Below are 18,447 nucleotides of genomic sequence, written 5' to 3'. Positions count from 1 at the left end.
AATATCCTGCTTATTATATTGTTCTAACTGTGCAAACTGATTATAATAATAAAGATAACTATGAATGAAGATGGTGAACATATGCTTATTACTGACATACCTGCCATTATTGCCCGTGAACTGGGCGTTAAACCGCATCAGGTAACAGCGGCTACAGCCCTGTTAGATGACGGCAACACAGTTCCCTTTATTGCCCGTTACCGCAAAGAAGCTACCGGCGAACTGGACGAAGAACAGATTCGCACAGTAGAAGAGCGTACTCAATACTTAAGAAACCTGCTCAAGCGTCAGGAAGAAATTCTGGCAAGTATTGAATCCCAGGGCAAACTAACACCCGAACTAACCGCAGCCATTCAGTCGGCAGTCAAGCTTCAGGAATTAGAAGATCTTTACCTGCCCTACCGTCCCAAGAAAAGAACAAGAGCCCAAATCGCCCGGGAAAAAGGACTTGAGCCACTGGCTGACATCATGTTGGCACAGCAGTTGACTAGCGGTGACCCCCTCGACATCGCCAGTCAGTACATAAATGCTGAACATGAAGTAACTACTGCGGAACTTGCGCTCTCAGGCGCTCAGGACATTATTGCCGAAACAGTCAGCGAACAGGCAGACATTCGTGCGACTCTCCGTAAAGAGCTATGGCAAAAAGCCGAGATCACCAGCCAGCTTGCGACTCCCGAGGCCGATGCCAAAGAATTTCTTATGTACAAAGAGTACCGGGAACCTGTTAAGCGTATGCCTGCCCACAGGATTTTGGCTGTTAACCGCGGCGAAAGCAAAGGTACTCTCAAAGTTGATCTAATTGCTGACCATGAAGCCAATACTAATCTTATTGCTCATAAGGTTATTACCGGCCATTCAATATTTAGTGAAAGCCTTCGAGCAGCCATTGCAGACGGGTACAAACGCCTGCTGTTACCGGCGCTTGACCGGGAAATCCGCGCCCTGCTGACAGAAAATGCCGAGAAGCAAGCCATCCGCGTATTTGGTCTTAATCTTCGCCAATTGCTCCTCCAGGCACCGCTGGCCGGTCATACGGTTATGGGCCTTGATCCCGGCTACCGCACCGGCTGCAAAATGGCGGTGGTCAGCCCTACGGGGGCCGTATTAACGATCAATACACTGTATATAACCATGAGCGAACGCCAGCGCGAGGAAGCAGCTGCCAAAGTCCTCGAAGCCATCAAAACCCATGGGGTAACCCTCATTGCTATCGGCAACGGTACCGCCTCTTACGAAACCGAGGAATTTGCCGCCAAGCTCATCAATATCCACAATTTAAATGTTCATTATATCATCGCCAACGAAGCCGGTGCATCGGTCTACTCGGCTTCTAAGCTGGCCAAAGACGAGTTGCCTGACCTTGATGTTACGATCCGGGGCGCTGTGTCAATTGCCCGCCGGATTCAAGACCCGCTGGCCGAGCTGGTCAAGATTGACCCCAAGTCAATCGGAGTTGGCCAATACCAGCATGATGTAAATCAAAAAGAACTGGGCGGCACTTTGTCCAATGTCGTAGAATCCTGCGTTAACCATGTTGGCGTTGAGCTCAACACAGCTTCCCCGGCGCTTTTAACCCATGTTGCCGGCATTACTGCCAGTGTCGCCAAAAACATTGTCGCTTACCGCACCGAAAAGGGTACCTTTACCAACCGCAAGGAACTCTTAAAGGTAGCCCGTTTGGGGCCGGCTGCCTTCACCCAATGCGCCGGATTTCTGCGCATTGCTCATGCGGCCAATCCATTAGATAATACACCTGTTCACCCTGAATCATATCCACTAGCAGAAGCCATCTTAGGTAATCTTGGCTTTACGTTAAGAGATTTGTCAGATAAAAATAAGCTGGCCAACCTGCAACAGACAGCACCTACGGCCGATGCTGCGAAACTGGCGACAGAGCTTAATGCCGGCGAACCGACAGTACGCGATATTCTGGCTGCGCTTGCCAAACCTGGCCGCGACCCGCGTGAAGATGTTCCGCCCCCCCAAACCCGCAAGAATATCGTTAAGCTCTCTGACATCACCCCTGGCACAATTGTTAAAGGCACAGTTCACAATGTTACCGACTTTGGCGCCTTTGTTGATATCGGCATCAAAATCAATGGACTGATCCATCGCTCTGAGCTAAGCCACAAACCCTTCCGTCATCCCATTGATGTAATCTCAGTAGGTGATATCATTGATGTAATGGTAATCAGTGTTGATGAAGAACGCCAGCGTATTGGCCTAAGCTTGAAACAAGTACCGAAAGAGTAGTAAAAGACCCTGTATCCAAGCCTAAACCTGGATGCAGGGTCTTCTCTTCCTATAATAATTAACTCCAGAGTTTACACCCGTAAAACACTAAACGGCTCACAACTATATACTCTTTCTTCAAGAACACCTCTAAGCTCATCAGCCGTTGTTCTTAACAGATAAATCTGGCCCTTGAGCGCGCTGACCAGAGCATCATCGTGAATTTCACTTAAGTTTATCGCTGCGCTGAGCAGTCCGCCAATAATCCCGGCGTGGGCGGCTGCTGCGCCGGTCATTAAATCACTGACAACTAACTTATCTACCCTGCCAACAACCGCCTTGCCAATCTCGATGACCTCAAGGCACGCTCTGGCTGTTTCGAGCGGCACTTCAGCGGCCTGCTTCAATGCCTTTTGCAGGGCTACATCGCGCGACTGCTTGGCTTCAGGCGTCAACTCAGGCAGCCCGGCGGCAGCCAGAAGACCCCTGAGTGCCAGAGCATCCCGATCGATAAGAATGGTTAGTTCAATATGCAGCCTGGCCAGATCAGCCTGTTTAGCAATCAATAACTCATGGTGCTCTGCTAGTTGAAGACTCTTTAACGAATGGTTTATCGACATCTCTAAGAGCCCAGTTGCCATCAAACCGTACATGGCGGCTGCGCTACCCCCGCCTGGCGGTACATCACCGGAAGAAAGTTTAGCGGCAAACTCGTTAATGCTAAGTGAGCTAAGCATAGTTTATCCTCTCCTAATAAGGTCGCAGTACCACAACTGCGGCCCTGAAGTCTATTTACCAGTTCACTTGATGTAAATTAATAACCTCACAACATTAAGCCAGTCTCACTCCACGCTGACAATAAACTGATAGTGCGGCTGTCCACCAAAATATACCTCAACCTCAACACCGCGCAGCTGTTCTCTCAGCCTACCAGCCAGCGCCTGAGCCTCAGACTCGGCAAGCTCGGCTCCATAGTACAGGCTAACAATTCCGGTCTCAGGACCGGCCAAGTGCTCAATCAGAGCTGTAAGTGCGCCTGTCAGACTGTCAGCCCAAACAGCCACACTGCCTTCGATTACACCAATATACGCGCCTTCAGGCACGGTCTGTCCCTGTACCTGCGAGTCGCGTACGGCAATCGTCACACTGCCTGATTTAACGGCTGCTTGCGCCTCAGTCATCAGGGCAACGTTGGTCTCAATATCGCGATTAGGATCAAAAGCCAGCACGGCAGCCAAGCCCTGCGGCACATTAACAGTTGGTACAATGGCCACCCTGTCGCCTAACAACTTCTTGGCCTGGGCAGCAGCCAGCACAATGTTTTTGTTATTCGGTAGAATAATATATCTTTCAGCCGGACCATTATGAACGGCAGCCATAAATTCCTCCACAGGCGGGTTCATGGTTTGCCCGCCGGAAATAATGACGCCTGCGCCCATCTGGCTCATAATATTAATAAGACCGTCCCCTGATACAACACTGATAACCGCCAGACCAGACTTTTCCTGAAGCGGCGCTGCCTCAGTTTTAAAGGTGCCTAGCGACTCGCTTTGTACTATTTCGCGGTGTTGATCGGCCATATTGTCAATCTTAATATCATGGAGTGTTCCCCAGGCAATGGCTGACTCCAGCACAGCGCCAGGATGAGCAGTATGAATATGCACCTTTAACACACTCTCGCCTTGGGCAAGCACCAAGGAATCTCCCATTTGCTCCAGTTGACGCTTAACTTCACCTAGACCAGCCGTAAAGCGCTTAACAATGAACTCAGTACAATAGGGATGCGCTATGTTCGTTTCAGCCGCCATAGCAGGCACGGTAAGAGTACGGCCAAAATCGGCCTCAGGCCCGCTGAAGCGGCCTTCTAACCCTTCAAGACAACCGGCGAGGAACACGATAAGCCCCTGGCCGCCGGCGTCTACCACACCGGCGGCTTTGAGCGCCGGTAAAAGATCCGGTGTGCGCTTAAGTTCTTCCCGCCCGGCGCCGATCGCTTCGCTCAAAATATCGGCAAACGCCGCACGCTCCCTGACTGCCCTGTGCGTACCTTTCGCTATCCCTTTGGCTACTGTCAGAATTGTACCTTCTACCGGCCGGGCAACTGCGCGGTAAGCATAGAGCACACCATACTGGAACGCTTTTCCAACCTCCGCGGAGGTTGCTTGGTCTTTGCCAGACAGCCCCCGGGCAATACCTCGTAGGAGTTGGGACAGAATAACGCCTGAATTGCCCCTCGCACCCATGATGGCGCTATCAGCCGCGCGACGGGAAAGTGAGCCAATCCCCTCATCCGGCGCCTCAGCAACCGCTTTAGCCACCGCCCCTAGGGTCAGCAGCATATTGGTGCCAGTGTCACCGTCTGGAACAGGGAAGACATTTAAACTGTTGATATATTCATGTTCGCGCATAAAGGCACCATACGCTCCGGCAATCATGCGGCGAAAATCTTTGCCACTAATTACATCGATACTTGGCTGCATACATCTACCCCCTCTACGAAGTTATTCGCATTTACTTTGAAATATCAGCCCAATAACACCTGGCCCTAAGTGGGCTCCTAAGCATGAACCAATGCCAGTCAGCGACACAGGTATATTGGGATAACGCTGACTAACAGTATCATATATTTCTCCGGCCACAACCGGTGCTTCACCGTGGGCGACACCGATATAATTGAGTTCCCCGTGCTTATCCAGTTCTTCAATCATACGTGCCACAGCCCGTGGTCTGGTACGGACTTTATCTAAGACCTGCACTTTCCCCTCACGCAGTGTAAGTATTGGCTTAATCTGCAAAATTGAACCAAATAACGCCGCCGCCCCACCAATCCGCCCGCCCTTGTGGAGATACTCCAGCGAGTCTGGAAGAATGAGCGTGTGGGTAGTGTCAGCCATTTTCTGCAGCCGCTCTGCTATGACACCGGCTGGCTGACCCGCCGCCGCCATATTAAGTGCAGCTTCAGCCATTTTTACCATGCCAATGGCAGATGTACAGGAATCAATCACATAAATCTCGCGTCCTTTAAAGTCTCTCGCTGCGGCCCGTGCCCCGTTGACTGTGCCGCTCAAACCACCGGAAACCCCAATCATAATAACAGGATTCCCGTCAGCCGCCAGGGCAAAGGCAGTGGCAAAATCACCTGGGGCAGGTTGAGAAGTGCGCGGATGAATACCCTTTTCTTTGACAAGGCGAAATAGCTCGGCAGTACTGAGTTCCGGCTCGTTCCACACGCTATCGCCCAATAAAACTTTTAACGGTACAATGTGAAGATTGGGATGAGCGGATAGCATTTCTTGTGGCGCATTGGCAGTGCTATCTAGCACTATATGTATATTTGACAACTTGCGTAAACTCCTCTCCTAATACCTAAACTATATTTTACCAAATAATCTAGCGCAAATACACAAAAATGTTGCCAGATAGTATCCAATAAAGATTTACAGGCATGATTTTAGTATAAGCGGAAGTCAAGCGCCAGCGGTGGAGCGTTACTAACATCATGCCGAAGAGAAAATCTTTATTGGATTTCATATAGATTGCCTTTGCAAAAATCATAAACAAATACTATAATATTATCTTCTCTGACAGGAAATAGGATATTGGGCAGCGAAATTACACCTATATAAGTTTAGGCAGCTACTAATGCCCAAATACTAGGCGACTGGCGGAACAACAGTGCCGTAACAACATCGCTCAAATGGGCGTTCACAAGCAGCCGTAAGGAGCACCTATGGACGATGATAACCAGCTTCTCTTTGCATTAGATATCGGTACAAGAAGCGTCGTTGGCTTAGTCGGCAAGACTGAGAACGGGGCTATCAAGCTCTTAGCGTCAGACCGGGAAGAGCACCATACCCGGGCTATGCTGGACGGACAAATTCATGATGTGCAAGAAGTGGCTGGAGTATTAGCAGCAGTCAAAGCACGTTTAGAAACCACCACCGGTCCGCTAACCAAAGTTGCGGTAGCTGCTGCAGGCCGTGCCCTGTGTACACTTAGGGCAGCCTCTGAGCTTGAAACCGCCTCCCGCGGCACCCTCACCCCGGACGACGAACGCTCGCTTGAACTGGCTGCCATACAGACAGCCCAGGCTGAACTTGCCACATCCGGTGCTGTCCTGGACCCTGCAGATTACTATTGTGTCGGCTATAGTGTTGTTAACTTTAGCCTGGATAGTACTCGCATCAAGAGTCTGGTCGGTCAGCGTGGCAAACGTGCAGGCATCGAAGTGATCGCCACCTTTCTGCCCCGGCAAGTTATTGATTCGTTGCAATCAGCCATCCAAGCGGTTGGCCTGGAGATGTCCACCCTTACCCTTGAGCCCATTGCCGCGATCAATGTGCTGATTCCCTCAACCATGCGTCACCTCAATCTGGTGCTGGTCGACGTCGGCGCCGGTACGTCAGATGTGGCCATTACCCGCGATGGTTCGGTAATCGCCTATGGTATGGTCCCTTTTGCCGGCGACGAAATTACCGAAACAATATCGCAGCACTTTCTCTTAGATTTCAACGTTGCCGAAACTGTTAAGCGCCAACTTGGCGGCAAAAATAAAAAACTGGCCTTTAATGATGTACTGGGCATGGTACACAAACTGCCGGCTAACACTATTATTGAAGCAATGACCCCGAAAGTAGTCGAATTGGCACAAGCGATTGCCACTGAAATACTGGCGCTTAATACCGCCGCTCCGCAGGCCGTACTCTTAGTCGGCGGCGGCGCTCTGACGCCGCTTCTGCCTGAAGCACTTGCCCAGGCACTTGACATACCACCAGCCCGAGTAGCCATCCGCCGCCCGGACTCAATTGAAGGTATCACCGACATACCGGACAAATTGTGCACCCCTGATGCCGTAACCCCGCTCGGGATTTTAAAACTGGCCGGAGGCCGTGCCTTGAACTTTGTTAATATCTTAGTCAATAAAAGGCCAATCCGCCTCTTCAATCTAAGCCGTTTGACAGTGGCTGACGCCCTCCTCGCCGCCGGCATTGATATTCGGGCACTGCGCGGCCGCCCCGGTATGGGCCTGACCATTACCGTTAACGGTGAAACCCGGTTTATTGCCGGCAGCCACGGCACGCCCGGCAAAATATTGCTAAATAGCCAGCCAACCCAGCTGAGTAGTGCCTTACATGACCAGGATGTCCTTGAGGTAACACTTGGCGCTGACGGAACAGCGCCAACGCCGCTGCTTAAAGAGGTAACCGCCATGCCTGAGCCTCTACATATCCAGATTGATGGCAAAAATTATGCGATCGAACCAGAGGTAACGATAAATGGCCAGCCAGCTGCTGCTGACACGGTTTTACGCGACCGCGATCAGATTGATTCCCAGAGTGCCCTGACGCTTGCCCAAGCGCTCCAGCTTCTCAGCCTTAAACCAGAGCCTACCGAACACAGCTATCAAGTCAACGGCGCCAGACGTTCCTATAAGGTATGGCCCAAATATTCCATTAACCATACACTGGCCTCACTTGATAGCCAATTGACCTCAGGCGATGTCATTGAGACTCTCAAGCTGCCGTCGCCCACGCTGGCAGAAATTCTAGGGATTAACACAAGTGACCATTCTTCTGTCATCAGTGTGTTATTTAACGGTATGAATTGCCCTGTCCCCATCCGTCGCCACACCGTAATGGTTAACGGCCGCCCGGCTGAACCCAGCCAACCGGCCAGCCCTGACAGCACTATTGAACTAATAACAGCAACAGACCCCCAGCCATTAATTAGTGATGTGCTCTTAGCTGCTGATTTCGATCCACGCAGCCTGCCTGCTGCCAGCAGAGTGACTGTGCTGCTCAACGGGCTGCCGACCGAATTTACTGCCTACGTTAAGAATGGCGACAGTGTGGATATCCACATCAAAGAAGGTTGATAAAGCCTCAGATGCTAGGAGTAATAACCAGATGGACTTTGGTAACATTTTTGTAAGAAAATCACATGGGACTGTGACGTAGGTCACAGTCCCTCATTACTTTATCCCCTATAATAAAGTCATAAGCTACAAAAAAACAAGGGGGATTTCAGAATGAGTATGTTTTGTTACCAATGTGAACAAACCGCAGGCGGAGCCGGCTGTACTAAAGTTGGTGTCTGTGGTAAAAACGAAGATATCGCCAGTCTTCAGGATACCCTGATCTTCGGCCTCAAAGGCATCGCTGCCTATGCCCATCATGCCCGCGAACTGGGCGCCCGTGATGAGCAAGTGGATGCATTTATGCATGACGCACTGTTCTTCACCCTGACTAACGTAAACTTCAACCTTGAAAACCACATCAACATGGTCTTAAAATGTGGTGAAATTAACCTCAAAGTTATGGAACTGTTAGACAAAGCCCATGTTGACCACTTCGGCTCACCCGTACCTACCGAAGTATTCACAGGTTTTAAAGCCGGTCACGGCATCTTGATTACCGGCCACGACCTGTTAGACTTAGAAGAGCTTCTTAAGCAAACCGAGGGTACTGGCATTAACATCTACACCCACGGCGAAATGCTGCCAGCTCACGCTTATCCCGAACTCAAAAAATACAAACACCTTGTCGGCAACTTCGGTACTGCCTGGCAAAACCAGCGCAAAGAATTCGCTGCATTCCCTGGCGCTATCTTAGTCACCACCAACTGTGTCATGCCGCTCACTGCCAGCGAAACATACGGCGATCGTATCTTCACCCGCAGCGTAACCGGCCTCCAGGGCGGCAACCATATTGCTGACCGTAACTTCGCAGAGGTTATCGCCAAAGCCAAAGCCCTGCCTGTACTGGCTGAAAAAGCTGGCGAATACACCCTGACCACTGGTTTCCATCACAACGCCATCCTTGGCCTGGCCGACAAAATCGTTGAGGCTGTTAAAGCCGGTAAAATCAAGCGCTTCTTCCTCATCGGCGGCTGCGACGGCGCTAAGCCTGGCCGCAACTACTACACCGAACTGGCTGAAAAAGTGCCGCAAGATTGCGTAATTCTCACAGTAGCCTGTGGCAAATACCGCTTTAATCACCTTGACTTCGGTACCATTGACGGTATTCCCCGCCTTATCGACCTGGGTCAGTGCAACAACGCCTACTCCGGCATCCAAGTTGCTGTCGCCCTGGCCAAAGTATTCAACTGCGGCGTAAACGATCTGCCACTCTCCTTCGTACTGTCCTGGTATGAACAAAAAGCAGTCGCGATCTTACTCACACTCTTGCACCTGGGCGTTAAAAACATTCGCCTTGGCCCATCGGCACCTGCTTTCGTATCGCCGGGAGTATTCAGTGTTCTGAATGAGAAGTTCGGTCTCCAGGCAATTACTACCCCAGATGAAGACCTAAAAGCCATCTTAGGCTAATATAACAATTAAGGGACGAGTCACAATAGTGATTCGTCCCTTAATTGTTTTAAAATACGGCACATTGGTTGCGGCCTTGCCGTTTAGCGCGATACAAAGCACTGTCGGCTTCGCGGAAGGCGTCCTGGCAATCTGCACTCGGATTTTTACTCGATACACCAATACTGATGGTAATTCTTACTCGGTCTCCATTATGAAAAAAATCGCAATTGGCTACCTGAAATCTGAGTCGTTCGGCTATCTTAAGCCCTAACTCAAGCGAAGTTCCTGGCAGGACTAGCGCAAATTCTTCTCCGCCATATCGAAATGCCATATCTTTGGTGCGAATACCCATTTTTATAATATTGCCAACTGTTGTCAGCACTTGATCGCCAAACAGGTGACCGTAGGTATCATTTAATTTTTTGAAGTGATCAATATCGACGATCAACAATACATATTGCGATAAATCAGCTGTTTTTTCCAAATAAGCCCGGTGATTGAGCAACCCTGTCAGCCCATCGGTATGCGCCATCGCATAATGGTGGGCGTTTTGCCGCTTAAGCTCCGCGATTTGGCCTTCATGTTGCAATTGCATCTCCATCACATTGTGCATATGGACAGCAGTTATCGATAAAACAGCAAATCCAATCACATTGTAGATTGTCTCCAGCAAAAACGCAGCAGCCATAGTATCAGCCTTAATGATATTGGCTGCCAAAAATACGAGCGAAACGGCTGCGGCCATTCGCGTAGCGCGGTCACGCCCTACCTTTAGCACCATCCGCATTAAAAGCAGATGGTATAAAACATTGCTATACACTGCCCCAGTAAGAGTAAGTCCGGCGCACAGCGTCAGGTTGACAGCCAGTTCGCCTAGCTTAGGCTTATTCCGCCTCCAGGATAATACAATATTATAAATGGTATATACAGAGGATAGCGCGACAATAGAAGCCCAGTGCGGACCCGGATCGAGCACTGCAGCCACCATGGTAAACACTGCTGAAATACCACTTATTCGCCTGGTAATAATCTGCAGCTGAGAGGCGGAATCCCCCCAGCCTCTGGCTGCATGCACGCGGTTTACTGCACTCATTACCCTAAACTCCTTTACAAACCAGGAGTAGATTCGTGTCTTCTAGTAATATATTATCATACTTATCAGGCGAAAAGTAAAGGCATACCATGCTGTATGTCAGGAAAATCCCCACGCAACTTCTCGGATATTTCTACAAAATTCGCATAAAAAATAATTCCTATGCACCTTTGTGCATAGGAATTACTACATTTTAATGTTTGTGCTGCCGATAGTATTCGGCTACTTTGGCAAAAGCGTTACCACTGGCTGCAATAGTTGCGCCGATATCAGCATGGGTGTGGGCGCCTGACATGAAGGCAGCTTCAAACTGGGACGGTGCCAGGTAGACGCCCTGTTCGAGCATCGAATGGAAAAAAACATTAAAGGCGGCAACATCTGAGCGCTTGGCGCTGTCATAATCATATACCGGTTTATCATTAAAAAATAGGCCAAACATAGAACCGGCCTGATGAAACTGGAAGTTGAAACCAAAGGCCTGCGCTTGCGCCTGAACCCCGGCACACAGTGCAGCGGTCATTGTTGTCACCTTTTCATAGAAATCAGGGGTTTCTGACAATAATCGCAAGGTAGCAAGTCCGGCGGTCATAGCAAGCGGATTACCGCTCAGCGTACCGGCCTGGTATACCGGACCCGCCGGGGCGATTTGCTCCATAATATCCCGCCGCCCGCCGTACGCGCCAACAGGTAAACCGCCTCCGATTACTTTGCCGAGACAGGTAATATCTGGCGTAATATTATAAACCTCTTGCGCACCGCCGTAGGCAACGCGGAAGCCGGACATAACCTCATCAAAAATTAGGAGTGCTCCGTAGCCTTCGGTCAGTGCCCGCACCTTCTCCAAGTAGCCGGGACGAGGCAGAACCATGCCCATATTACCCGGCACCGGCTCAATGATTACAGCAGCAATATCCTCACCGTGTTTCTCAAAGAGCTCTGTTAAACCCTTGGCATCATTATAATCTACTGTTAGGGTATTTCCGGCAATACTTTCCGGCACACCCGGACTGTCAGGTACACCCAGCGTTGTAGCCCCTGAACCGGCTTTGACCAGCAGGCTGTCGTGATGACCATGATAACAGCCGGCAAATTTTACAATCTTGTTGCGTTTGGTATACGCCCGCGCCAGTCTGAGCGCGCTCATGGTGGCTTCGGTACCTGAGTTGACAAAACGGACAAGCTCCATGGAAGGAACGGCTTCGGTAATCAGGCGCGCCAGCTCAGTTTCTAAGAGTGTCGGTGCACCGTAACTAGTACCACGCTCTAGCGCATCTTTTAATTCACTGATAACCTCAGGATGGGCGTGGCCTAAAATCATAGGGCCCCAGGAGCCTACGTAGTCGATGTAGGCATTACCATCAATATCATAAATCCGGCTGCCGGCCGCTTTGGCAATAAAAGGCGGCGTGCCGCCAACGCCCCGAAAAGAACGAACAGGACTGTTAACACCGCCGGGAATGTATTGTTTCGCCTCAGCAAAGGCTTTTGCTGATTTATCTAATTTAAATGCCATGTTATATCCCCTTTCCTCTACAACCAGCGTACAGCATCAAGGGCATGATACGTAATAATCATATCAGCACCTGCGCGTTTCATACTTGTGAGTGTTTCAATAACCAAGCGCGGTTCATCGATCAGCCCCTGGGCTGCTGCTGCCTTAACCATAGCATATTCGCCACTGACATTGTAGGCGGCCACAGGCAGCAGGAACTTATCTTTAACTTGACGGACAATATCAAGGTAAGCCAGTGCTGGCTTGACGATAATAATGTCTGCCCCTTCTTCAACATCAAGCGCGACTTCTCTAAGCGCTTCCCGTGAGTTGGCCGGATCCATCTGATACGCCCGGCGATCGCCAAATTGCGGCGTCGAATCGGCGGCGTCCCGGAAAGGCCCGTAGTACCCTGAGGCATATTTAGCCGAATACGACATAATACTGACGTCACTACAGTCAGAGCGATCCAGCAGCTCACGAATGGCAGCCACCCTGCCGTCCATCATATCAGACGGGGCTACCATGTCGGCACCTGCTTTAGCATGACTAAGCGCCACCGCGGCTAAGAGCGGCAGTGTCGGATCATTATCCACTTTATTGCCGTTCAAGAGACCGCAATGACCATGGTCGGTATACTGACACAGACAGACATCAGTGATAACAACAAGGTCAGGCAGGGCCTGTTTGATGGCCATAACGGCCTGCTGTACCGGGCTCTTCATATCCCAGGCGCTGCTGCCACGCTCATCTTTGTATTCAGGCAAACCGAAAACCAGCACTGCCGGAATGCCCAAGGCATATGCCTCCCTCGCCACCTCGACGGCCATATCAGGCGACAAATGGAAATTACCCGGCAAGGACTTAATCTCTTTCTTAACCTTGGTGCCAGGCACAACAAACAACGGATAGACCAGGTTGGCGGCCGTTAATGCCGTCTCCCGCACCATACTGCGGATGCCGCCGGAGGCTCTCAGCCGCCGGGGACGGTGAATGATAGGCATGTTTACTCCTCCCTGTACATAGCCGTAATGGCTTCAATTAATCCTTTAATGGTATATTCTTCGGCAATAACATCAGGATTAATACCGTGTGTCAGGCAAGTCTCGGCAGTAATAGGCCCAATGCAAGCCACCTTAGCTTTAGTGACAAGCCGCGCACCCTCATCGCCTAATAGGCTTAATAGATTAGTTACCGTCGACGAGCTCGTAAAAGTAACAAGTTCAATCTCGCCTTTATCCAGCTTGGCTGCCAATTCCCGCCCATCGGTATCACCAACAAGAGTGCGATAAGACGGGGGCACATTGACAATTGCACCCAGCTCTGTGAGTTTTACCGGCAGAATATCCCGCGCAACCAGAGCGCGGGGGATAAGCACTTTCATGCCAGGTTTTATGTAAGATTCCATTGCCTCAATAATGCCTTCAGCCCTAAATTCAGCCGGGACAATATCAGCGGTAATACCGTAATTCTTCAGGCAATTCGCCGTCTGAGAGCCGATAGCGGCCACCTTGGCAGCAATTGCCCTGGTATCCAGTCCGGCGGCGGCCAAACGACTAAAGAAATGCTCTACGCCGTTAACACTGGTGAAAATCAGCCAGTCATATTCTTTTATATTGGCAATAGCTTCATCAAGCGGCCCGTAGCTTTCGGGCGGTACAATCTTAATGGCCGGAGCCTCAATGCAGTCAGCACCTAGTTTCGCCAGTCCGTCAGTAAGGGCGCTGGCTTGTTCACGGGCCCGAGTCACTAGTACTTTCTTGCCAAATAGCAGCTTATTGTCAAACCAGGCCAGTTTATCACGCAATGTAACAACATGACCCACGATGAAGATAGCAGGCGGCTTTAAGCCTCTGACAGCAACATCATGCGCAGCCTGACCGACAGTGGTTACCAGTACTTCCTGTTCCGGCTTGGTCCCCCAGCGAATGACGGCTGCTGGAGTATCAGCCGGACGGCCGTGCTCTATGAGTTTGCCGGTGATATAGGGCAGGTTTTCCACGCCCATCAGGAACACCAGTGTATCAACAGCTGTGGCCAGTTTATCCCACTTAATCGTCGATTCGGCTTTCGTTGGATCTTCGTGACCGGTGATGACGGCAAACGAGGTGGCAATGCCCCGGTGAGTTACCGGAATACCGGCATATGCGGGTACTGAAATCGCCGAGGTGATACCTGGCACAACCTCAAAGGGAACATTATTCTCTAACAGTTTTAGTGCTTCTTCACCGCCGCGTCCGAAGACAAACGGGTCGCCGCCTTTAAGCCGTACAACAATCTTGTTTTCTTTGGCTTTGTCCACCAGCAGCTGGTTAATGTCCTCCTGCCGCATGGTATGATCGCTTGAGGCTTTACCCACATAAATAAGTTCAACATTTGACCGGGCATTATCCAGCAGGCGGTCATCGGCCAGCCGGTCATATATAATAGTGTCTGCCTCTTTGATACATTCAATCGCTTTTATGCTAATTAGCCCGTAGTCACCAGGACCGGCACCGACTAAGTAGACAATTCCCTGTTTCATTGGAATCCCCCTTAACCCAATCTCAATCTTCTAAATGAAATCCAATAAAGATTTTCTCTTAGCATGATGTTAGTAACGCTCCACCGCTAGCGCTTGACTTACGCTTATACTAACATCATGCCTGAAATCTTTATTGGATACTATTATTTTGTTTCAAACAATTTTGCCAATATCTCGCGCCCGCCGTTTTCCAGCATGCGCACTGCCAGCGTCTGGCCCAGCGTCTCTGCCTCTGCCGGACTGCCGAGAGTTGAATCACGAACAACTTCTTTGCCGTCAGGCGACATAATAACAGCGGTTAGGCTAAGCTGACCACTCTGGTCAAGCTGTCCGTAAACACCGATAGGGATCTGACAGCCGCCCTCGACCTCAGACAGAAAACTCCGCTCAGCCAGTGTAGCCTGACGGGTCGGTTCATGGTTCAAAAATTGCAGCATCGCCAGTGTCTCAGCGTCGTTTTCCCGCGCCTCGAGAGCCAATGCTCCCTGACCGACAGCAGGCAGACAGATATCCTGCGGCAGCACTTGGGTAATATGGTCGTCCCAACCCAGGCGTTTGAGGCCGGCCACTGCCAGCAGGATGGCGTCAAGCTTTTCAGTTGTCAGCTTTTTCAGCCGGGTGTCTAAATTGCCGCGCAAGTCAACAATCGCAAGGTCAGGCCGTGCGTTCAGCAGCTGGGCCTTACGCCGGAGGCTTGAGGTTCCTACCCTGGCGTTAACCGGAAGGTTATCCAGTGTTTTATAGTCAGGGCTAATGAGAGCGTCACCTGGATCAACCCGATCAGTGACTGCCGCCAATACGAGGCCGTCCGGCAGCTCGGTGGGCATATCTTTCAGACTGTGCACAGCCAAGTCGATTTCGCCGCTCAGCATGGCCACTTCCAATTCTTTGGTGAACAGACCCTTGCCGCCAATTTTTGCTAACGGCACATCGAGAATTCGATCGCCTGTTGTTACCATATTCTTTAGTACTATCTCTACTTCCGGATAGCGCTCACGCAAGCAGGCTGCCACATAATTGGCCTGCCATAAAGCCAGCTTACTGCCGCGCGTACCGATGACAAGTTTTTGTTTCACTTTCTTGTTCCTCTCCTAAATGGTCTTCCTGTTCCCGCGTCATTTCCAGCGCAATATCTAGCTTAAACATCTTGCGGAGAGCATCCTGGTAGTGATACTCTTTGTCGGTGCCGGCTGCTTCATTAAGCCTGACAATCGGGTCGCGGAGCAGTTTTCTCACAATCATTTTTGACATATTTTCAAATATCCGTCGTTCGTCGGCAGTAATATCCGGCAGCTTAGCCATCGCCCGCTTTATTTCACGTTGACGGATTCGTTCAGCTTTATCAGTCAGGCGTACCAGCGTCGGTTGGTAGGACAGGTAGCGGAAACGCTCAACAATTCCGGCCATTTCCTCGTCAATTAGCTTTTCAGCCTCTTTGGCCTCCTGCTCCCGCCCGCGCATATTGGATTCAACAACAGCTTCCAAATCATCGATATTATACAAGGTGGCACCGGCAATGGCCCCAACCTCAGGCTCAATATCACGTGGTACGGCAATATCAATAAAAAAGATAGGACGCCCCTGCCGTTTAGGCATGAGGTGGGCCACGTCCCACGCGCGGATGATATAGTGTGGCGCACCTGTTGATGTAATGATAATATCTGCGTCAACAGCTGATTTCATGAAATCTTCAAAGGGCACAGCCACCCCGCGAAACTTATCTGCCAACGCAGCCGCCCTGTCAAAGTTCCGGTTTGACACAAATACGGTCTTAACACCGCTGGCTACCAGATGCTTGGCCGTCAGTTCACTCATCTCCCCGGCCCCCAGCACCAAGACATTGGAGGATGACAAATCGCCCAATACTTTTTTTGCCAGTTCAACGGCCGCGTAGCTGACAGATACAGCACTATAGGCAATACGGGTCGTTGTCCGGATTTTTTTACCAACGGCAATTGCCCTGTTAAACAAGGTATTAAGCACTGTGCTGGTGGTGCCTGCGGTCCGGGCCATGGCATAAGCCGTTTTTACCTGGCTTAAGATCTGACCTTCGCCGAGTACCAGTGAATCAAGACTGGCGCTTACTCTGAACAAATGCCGAATACATTCGTCTTCCTGGAAATAAAACAGATAATCATAACTCGTCTCAGCTAACACGCCAGGTGCCATATGGTCAAGAAATTCCTGCATGACAGGCAGGGCATCATCAGCCTCCTCAACTACAGCATACATCTCGGTCCGGTTACAGGTAGACAAAATAACGCATTCCCGAATATCGTCATATTCGTGAAGACGCTTATAGGCTGCTTTGATTTTTTCTTCAGAAAAGGAGAAGCATTCCCGGACTTCTACCGGGGCAGTTCTATGATTTAGGCCCAGTACAACAAGCTGCATGTCGTATTCTCTCCTCTGCTTCGCTAAACTTGCCGCTTTTAAGCAAATGAAGCGCCTCCTGGTCGATGGTTTCCCGCCAAAATTTTTCCCGCTCTTTCGCTGTTGCCAAGCGGTCTTTCATCTCAGGCCGTAATTTTGCGATAAGCGCTAGGTAATAGCCATATTCAGGGCCGTACCTTGCGGCGATATCTTCTTTCAGGCGCCTGGCTAAGGCCGGGCTGCCACCGCCTGTAGATACTGTAATTAACAAGTCACCGTGCGCAATATGCGCCGGCACATAAAAATCAGACAGCTCAGGCGCATCAGCAATATTGACTAAAGCACCTGATGCCCGCGCCTCCGCAGCAGCCTGTCGGTTGGTATCCGCCTGATCGGTAGCGCAGAATACCAGGAAAAAACTATGTAAATCACCCGGGGCATAGGCGCTCGGCACCCAAGTCAAGCGTCTGGCTTCAGCCAGGCTGCTAAGTCCTGGTGTCAATGCGGGGCTAAACACGCTTACTTCTGCGCCGGCTGCAATGAGTGCCATCACTTTCCGCTCAGCTACCGCACCACCGCCGACAACAGCGCAGCGCCGTCCGGCTAATTTAAAATTTATTGGGTATAACTCCATTCAATTCACGTCCTGGGATGAGTTATTGTGCCACAAACATCTTACCATATTTCGCGGCCAAATGGTAATTTTCCTTTTTATTGCAAATAAAATAATAGGCCAGGCAGCAAGCCTGACCCGACGATTATATTTGACCCTTGGACGCCACCACGCCAGAGCATTTTATACGTATGCTTTGCTCCTCATTCTGGGAACGCAGGTAACTATGTCTTGATCTCCGTTAACCGGACCGATAATGACCTCAATCCCATATGTGTTATAAATGTTACTTTCTGTTATTACTTCCTCAGGAGCGCCGAATTTAACAATCTGTCCCTCTTTCAGAATAGCTACTGTACTTGCAGTAAGAAAAGCATGGTCCGGAAAGTGGGATGACATAATTACTGCCATGCCCTGCTCGGAAAGCCGGGAGACAGTTTTCAACAATCGGATTTGATTGCCAAAATCAAGATGTGAAGTAGGTTCATCAAGTATCAATATCGCTGACATCTGCCGCCTGACCGAACAGGCCTCCAAAGATCTGGCTGGCTGTTTCCAACAGTCCGGAAACAGTGCCTGTCACTGATCTTTTGAATTCTGTCCGGTAGCCAACGCCGCACCTGTCACACTGAAATTCGAACTGAAATCCCTGATCGGTGCTAAGGTCGCTATAATTGCGCACAAATTGGATTTTTTCGCCCATGTCGTCACTCCTCTCACATATCTGTTATAGAGGAAAAAATATTCGACACGACTGTAAAATAATCCTATTTTACGCTTATTGATTTTGTAGTTTTTCCCATATTTT

At 50.3% G+C, this 18,447-nt stretch carries 15 protein-coding genes; 3 read left to right on the top strand and 12 right to left on the bottom strand.

Annotated features, from left to right (window positions below; translation table 11 throughout):
- The first annotated feature begins 81 nt into the window (after nucleotides 1–81).
- Nucleotides 82–2,256, top strand: coding sequence for a Tex family protein (locus VN447_RS00770; protein ID WP_325521820.1), 2,175 nt, complete (start codon nucleotides 82–84; stop codon nucleotides 2,254–2,256).
- 71 nt (nucleotides 2,257–2,327) lie between these two features.
- Here VN447_RS00770 and VN447_RS00765 read toward each other — a convergent pair whose 3' ends face one another.
- The 3 genes from VN447_RS00765 to VN447_RS00755 form a co-directional block, all read right to left on the bottom strand.
- A complete protein-coding gene (locus tag VN447_RS00765) occupies nucleotides 2,328–2,972 on the bottom strand; it encodes a cyclodeaminase/cyclohydrolase family protein (RefSeq protein WP_325521818.1) in 645 nt (214 codons plus the stop codon).
- Nucleotides 2,973–3,077: 105 nt separating this feature from the next.
- Entirely contained in the window at nucleotides 3,078–4,715 is a 1,638-nt protein-coding gene (locus tag VN447_RS00760) for a DAK2 domain-containing protein (RefSeq protein WP_325521816.1), read from the bottom strand.
- A 21-nt stretch (nucleotides 4,716–4,736) separates the two neighbouring features.
- Complete coding sequence (locus VN447_RS00755) at nucleotides 4,737–5,576, bottom strand: DegV family protein (RefSeq protein WP_325521814.1); 840 nt, start codon at nucleotides 5,574–5,576, stop codon at nucleotides 4,737–4,739.
- Nucleotides 5,577–5,965: 389 nt separating this feature from the next.
- On the opposite strand from VN447_RS00755, the gene VN447_RS00750 reads away from it, so the two are divergent.
- Both VN447_RS00750 and hcp read left to right on the top strand, forming a co-directional pair.
- On the top strand, nucleotides 5,966–8,110 hold the full coding sequence (locus tag VN447_RS00750; protein ID WP_325521812.1) for a cell division protein FtsA: 2,145 nt from the start codon (nucleotides 5,966–5,968) through the stop codon (nucleotides 8,108–8,110).
- Between the two features lie 153 nt (nucleotides 8,111–8,263).
- A complete protein-coding gene (gene hcp / locus VN447_RS00745; RefSeq protein WP_325521810.1) occupies nucleotides 8,264–9,562 on the top strand; it encodes a hydroxylamine reductase in 1,299 nt (432 codons plus the stop codon).
- Nucleotides 9,563–9,611: 49 nt separating this feature from the next.
- Here the strand turns inward: hcp and VN447_RS00740 are convergent, their stop codons facing one another.
- The 9 genes from VN447_RS00740 to VN447_RS00700 all read right to left on the bottom strand — a co-directional run bounded on the left by VN447_RS00740 (nucleotide 9,612) and on the right by VN447_RS00700 (nucleotide 18,342).
- Complete coding sequence (locus VN447_RS00740) at nucleotides 9,612–10,637, bottom strand: diguanylate cyclase (RefSeq protein WP_325521808.1); 1,026 nt, start codon at nucleotides 10,635–10,637, stop codon at nucleotides 9,612–9,614.
- Between the two features lie 193 nt (nucleotides 10,638–10,830).
- Entirely contained in the window at nucleotides 10,831–12,150 is a 1,320-nt protein-coding gene (gene hemL, locus VN447_RS00735; protein ID WP_325521806.1) for a glutamate-1-semialdehyde 2,1-aminomutase, read from the bottom strand.
- Nucleotides 12,151–12,167: 17 nt separating this feature from the next.
- On the bottom strand, nucleotides 12,168–13,133 hold the full coding sequence (gene hemB, locus VN447_RS00730; protein ID WP_325521804.1) for a porphobilinogen synthase: 966 nt from the start codon (nucleotides 13,131–13,133) through the stop codon (nucleotides 12,168–12,170).
- 2 nt (nucleotides 13,134–13,135) lie between these two features.
- Entirely contained in the window at nucleotides 13,136–14,653 is a 1,518-nt protein-coding gene (gene cobA / locus VN447_RS00725; protein WP_325521802.1) for a uroporphyrinogen-III C-methyltransferase, read from the bottom strand.
- Between the two features lie 143 nt (nucleotides 14,654–14,796).
- Entirely contained in the window at nucleotides 14,797–15,729 is a 933-nt protein-coding gene (hemC, locus tag VN447_RS00720) for a hydroxymethylbilane synthase (protein ID WP_325521800.1), read from the bottom strand.
- The gene (gene hemA, locus VN447_RS00715) at nucleotides 15,692–17,047 is read right to left on the bottom strand and encodes a glutamyl-tRNA reductase (RefSeq protein ID WP_325521798.1); all 1,356 of its coding nucleotides are present in this window, start codon (nucleotides 17,045–17,047) and stop codon (nucleotides 15,692–15,694) included. Before hemA ends, hemC begins: the two co-directional genes overlap by 38 nt.
- Nucleotides 17,016–17,660 carry a bifunctional precorrin-2 dehydrogenase/sirohydrochlorin ferrochelatase gene (locus VN447_RS00710; RefSeq protein ID WP_325521796.1) on the bottom strand — a complete coding sequence of 215 codons (645 nt, stop codon included), beginning with the start codon at nucleotides 17,658–17,660 and terminating at the stop codon, nucleotides 17,016–17,018. The genes hemA and VN447_RS00710 overlap by 32 nt, the downstream gene beginning before the upstream one ends.
- Before the next feature lie 162 nt (nucleotides 17,661–17,822).
- The gene (locus tag VN447_RS00705; protein ID WP_325521794.1) at nucleotides 17,823–18,149 is read right to left on the bottom strand and encodes an ABC transporter ATP-binding protein; all 327 of its coding nucleotides are present in this window, start codon (nucleotides 18,147–18,149) and stop codon (nucleotides 17,823–17,825) included.
- Nucleotides 18,127–18,342: a hypothetical protein gene (locus tag VN447_RS00700; RefSeq protein WP_325521792.1), complete on the bottom strand. Its 216-nt coding sequence runs from the start codon at nucleotides 18,340–18,342 to the stop codon at nucleotides 18,127–18,129. Before VN447_RS00700 ends, VN447_RS00705 begins: the two co-directional genes overlap by 23 nt.
- Nucleotides 18,343–18,447 lie beyond the last annotated feature (105 nt).

Source organism: Sporomusa sp. (genome assembly GCF_035561155.1).
GTDB lineage: Bacteria > Bacillota > Negativicutes > Sporomusales > Sporomusaceae > Sporomusa.
This window is presented reverse-complemented; position numbering and strand designations above follow the sequence as displayed.

Excerpts from the sequence above, each read along its gene's own strand:
- hemA (WP_325521798.1), bottom strand. The coding sequence starts at position 17,047 with ATGCAGCTTGTTGTACTGGGCCTAAATCATAGAACTGCCCCGGTAGAA.
- hcp (WP_325521810.1), top strand. The coding sequence starts at position 8,264 with ATGAGTATGTTTTGTTACCAATGTGAACAAACCGCAGGCGGAGCCGGC.
- VN447_RS00760 (WP_325521816.1), bottom strand. The coding sequence starts at position 4,715 with ATGCAGCCAAGTATCGATGTAATTAGTGGCAAAGATTTTCGCCGCATG.
- VN447_RS00740 (WP_325521808.1), bottom strand. The coding sequence starts at position 10,637 with ATGAGTGCAGTAAACCGCGTGCATGCAGCCAGAGGCTGGGGGGATTCC.
- VN447_RS00700 (WP_325521792.1), bottom strand. The coding sequence starts at position 18,342 with ATGGGCGAAAAAATCCAATTTGTGCGCAATTATAGCGACCTTAGCACC.
- VN447_RS00765 (WP_325521818.1), bottom strand. The coding sequence starts at position 2,972 with ATGCTTAGCTCACTTAGCATTAACGAGTTTGCCGCTAAACTTTCTTCC.
- VN447_RS00710 (WP_325521796.1), bottom strand. The coding sequence starts at position 17,660 with ATGGAGTTATACCCAATAAATTTTAAATTAGCCGGACGGCGCTGCGCT.
- VN447_RS00705 (WP_325521794.1), bottom strand. The coding sequence starts at position 18,149 with ATGTCAGCGATATTGATACTTGATGAACCTACTTCACATCTTGATTTT.
- hemB (WP_325521804.1), bottom strand. The coding sequence starts at position 13,133 with ATGCCTATCATTCACCGTCCCCGGCGGCTGAGAGCCTCCGGCGGCATC.
- hemL (WP_325521806.1), bottom strand. The coding sequence starts at position 12,150 with ATGGCATTTAAATTAGATAAATCAGCAAAAGCCTTTGCTGAGGCGAAA.
- VN447_RS00770 (WP_325521820.1), top strand. The coding sequence starts at position 82 with ATGCTTATTACTGACATACCTGCCATTATTGCCCGTGAACTGGGCGTT.
- VN447_RS00750 (WP_325521812.1), top strand. The coding sequence starts at position 5,966 with ATGGACGATGATAACCAGCTTCTCTTTGCATTAGATATCGGTACAAGA.
- cobA (WP_325521802.1), bottom strand. The coding sequence starts at position 14,653 with ATGAAACAGGGAATTGTCTACTTAGTCGGTGCCGGTCCTGGTGACTAC.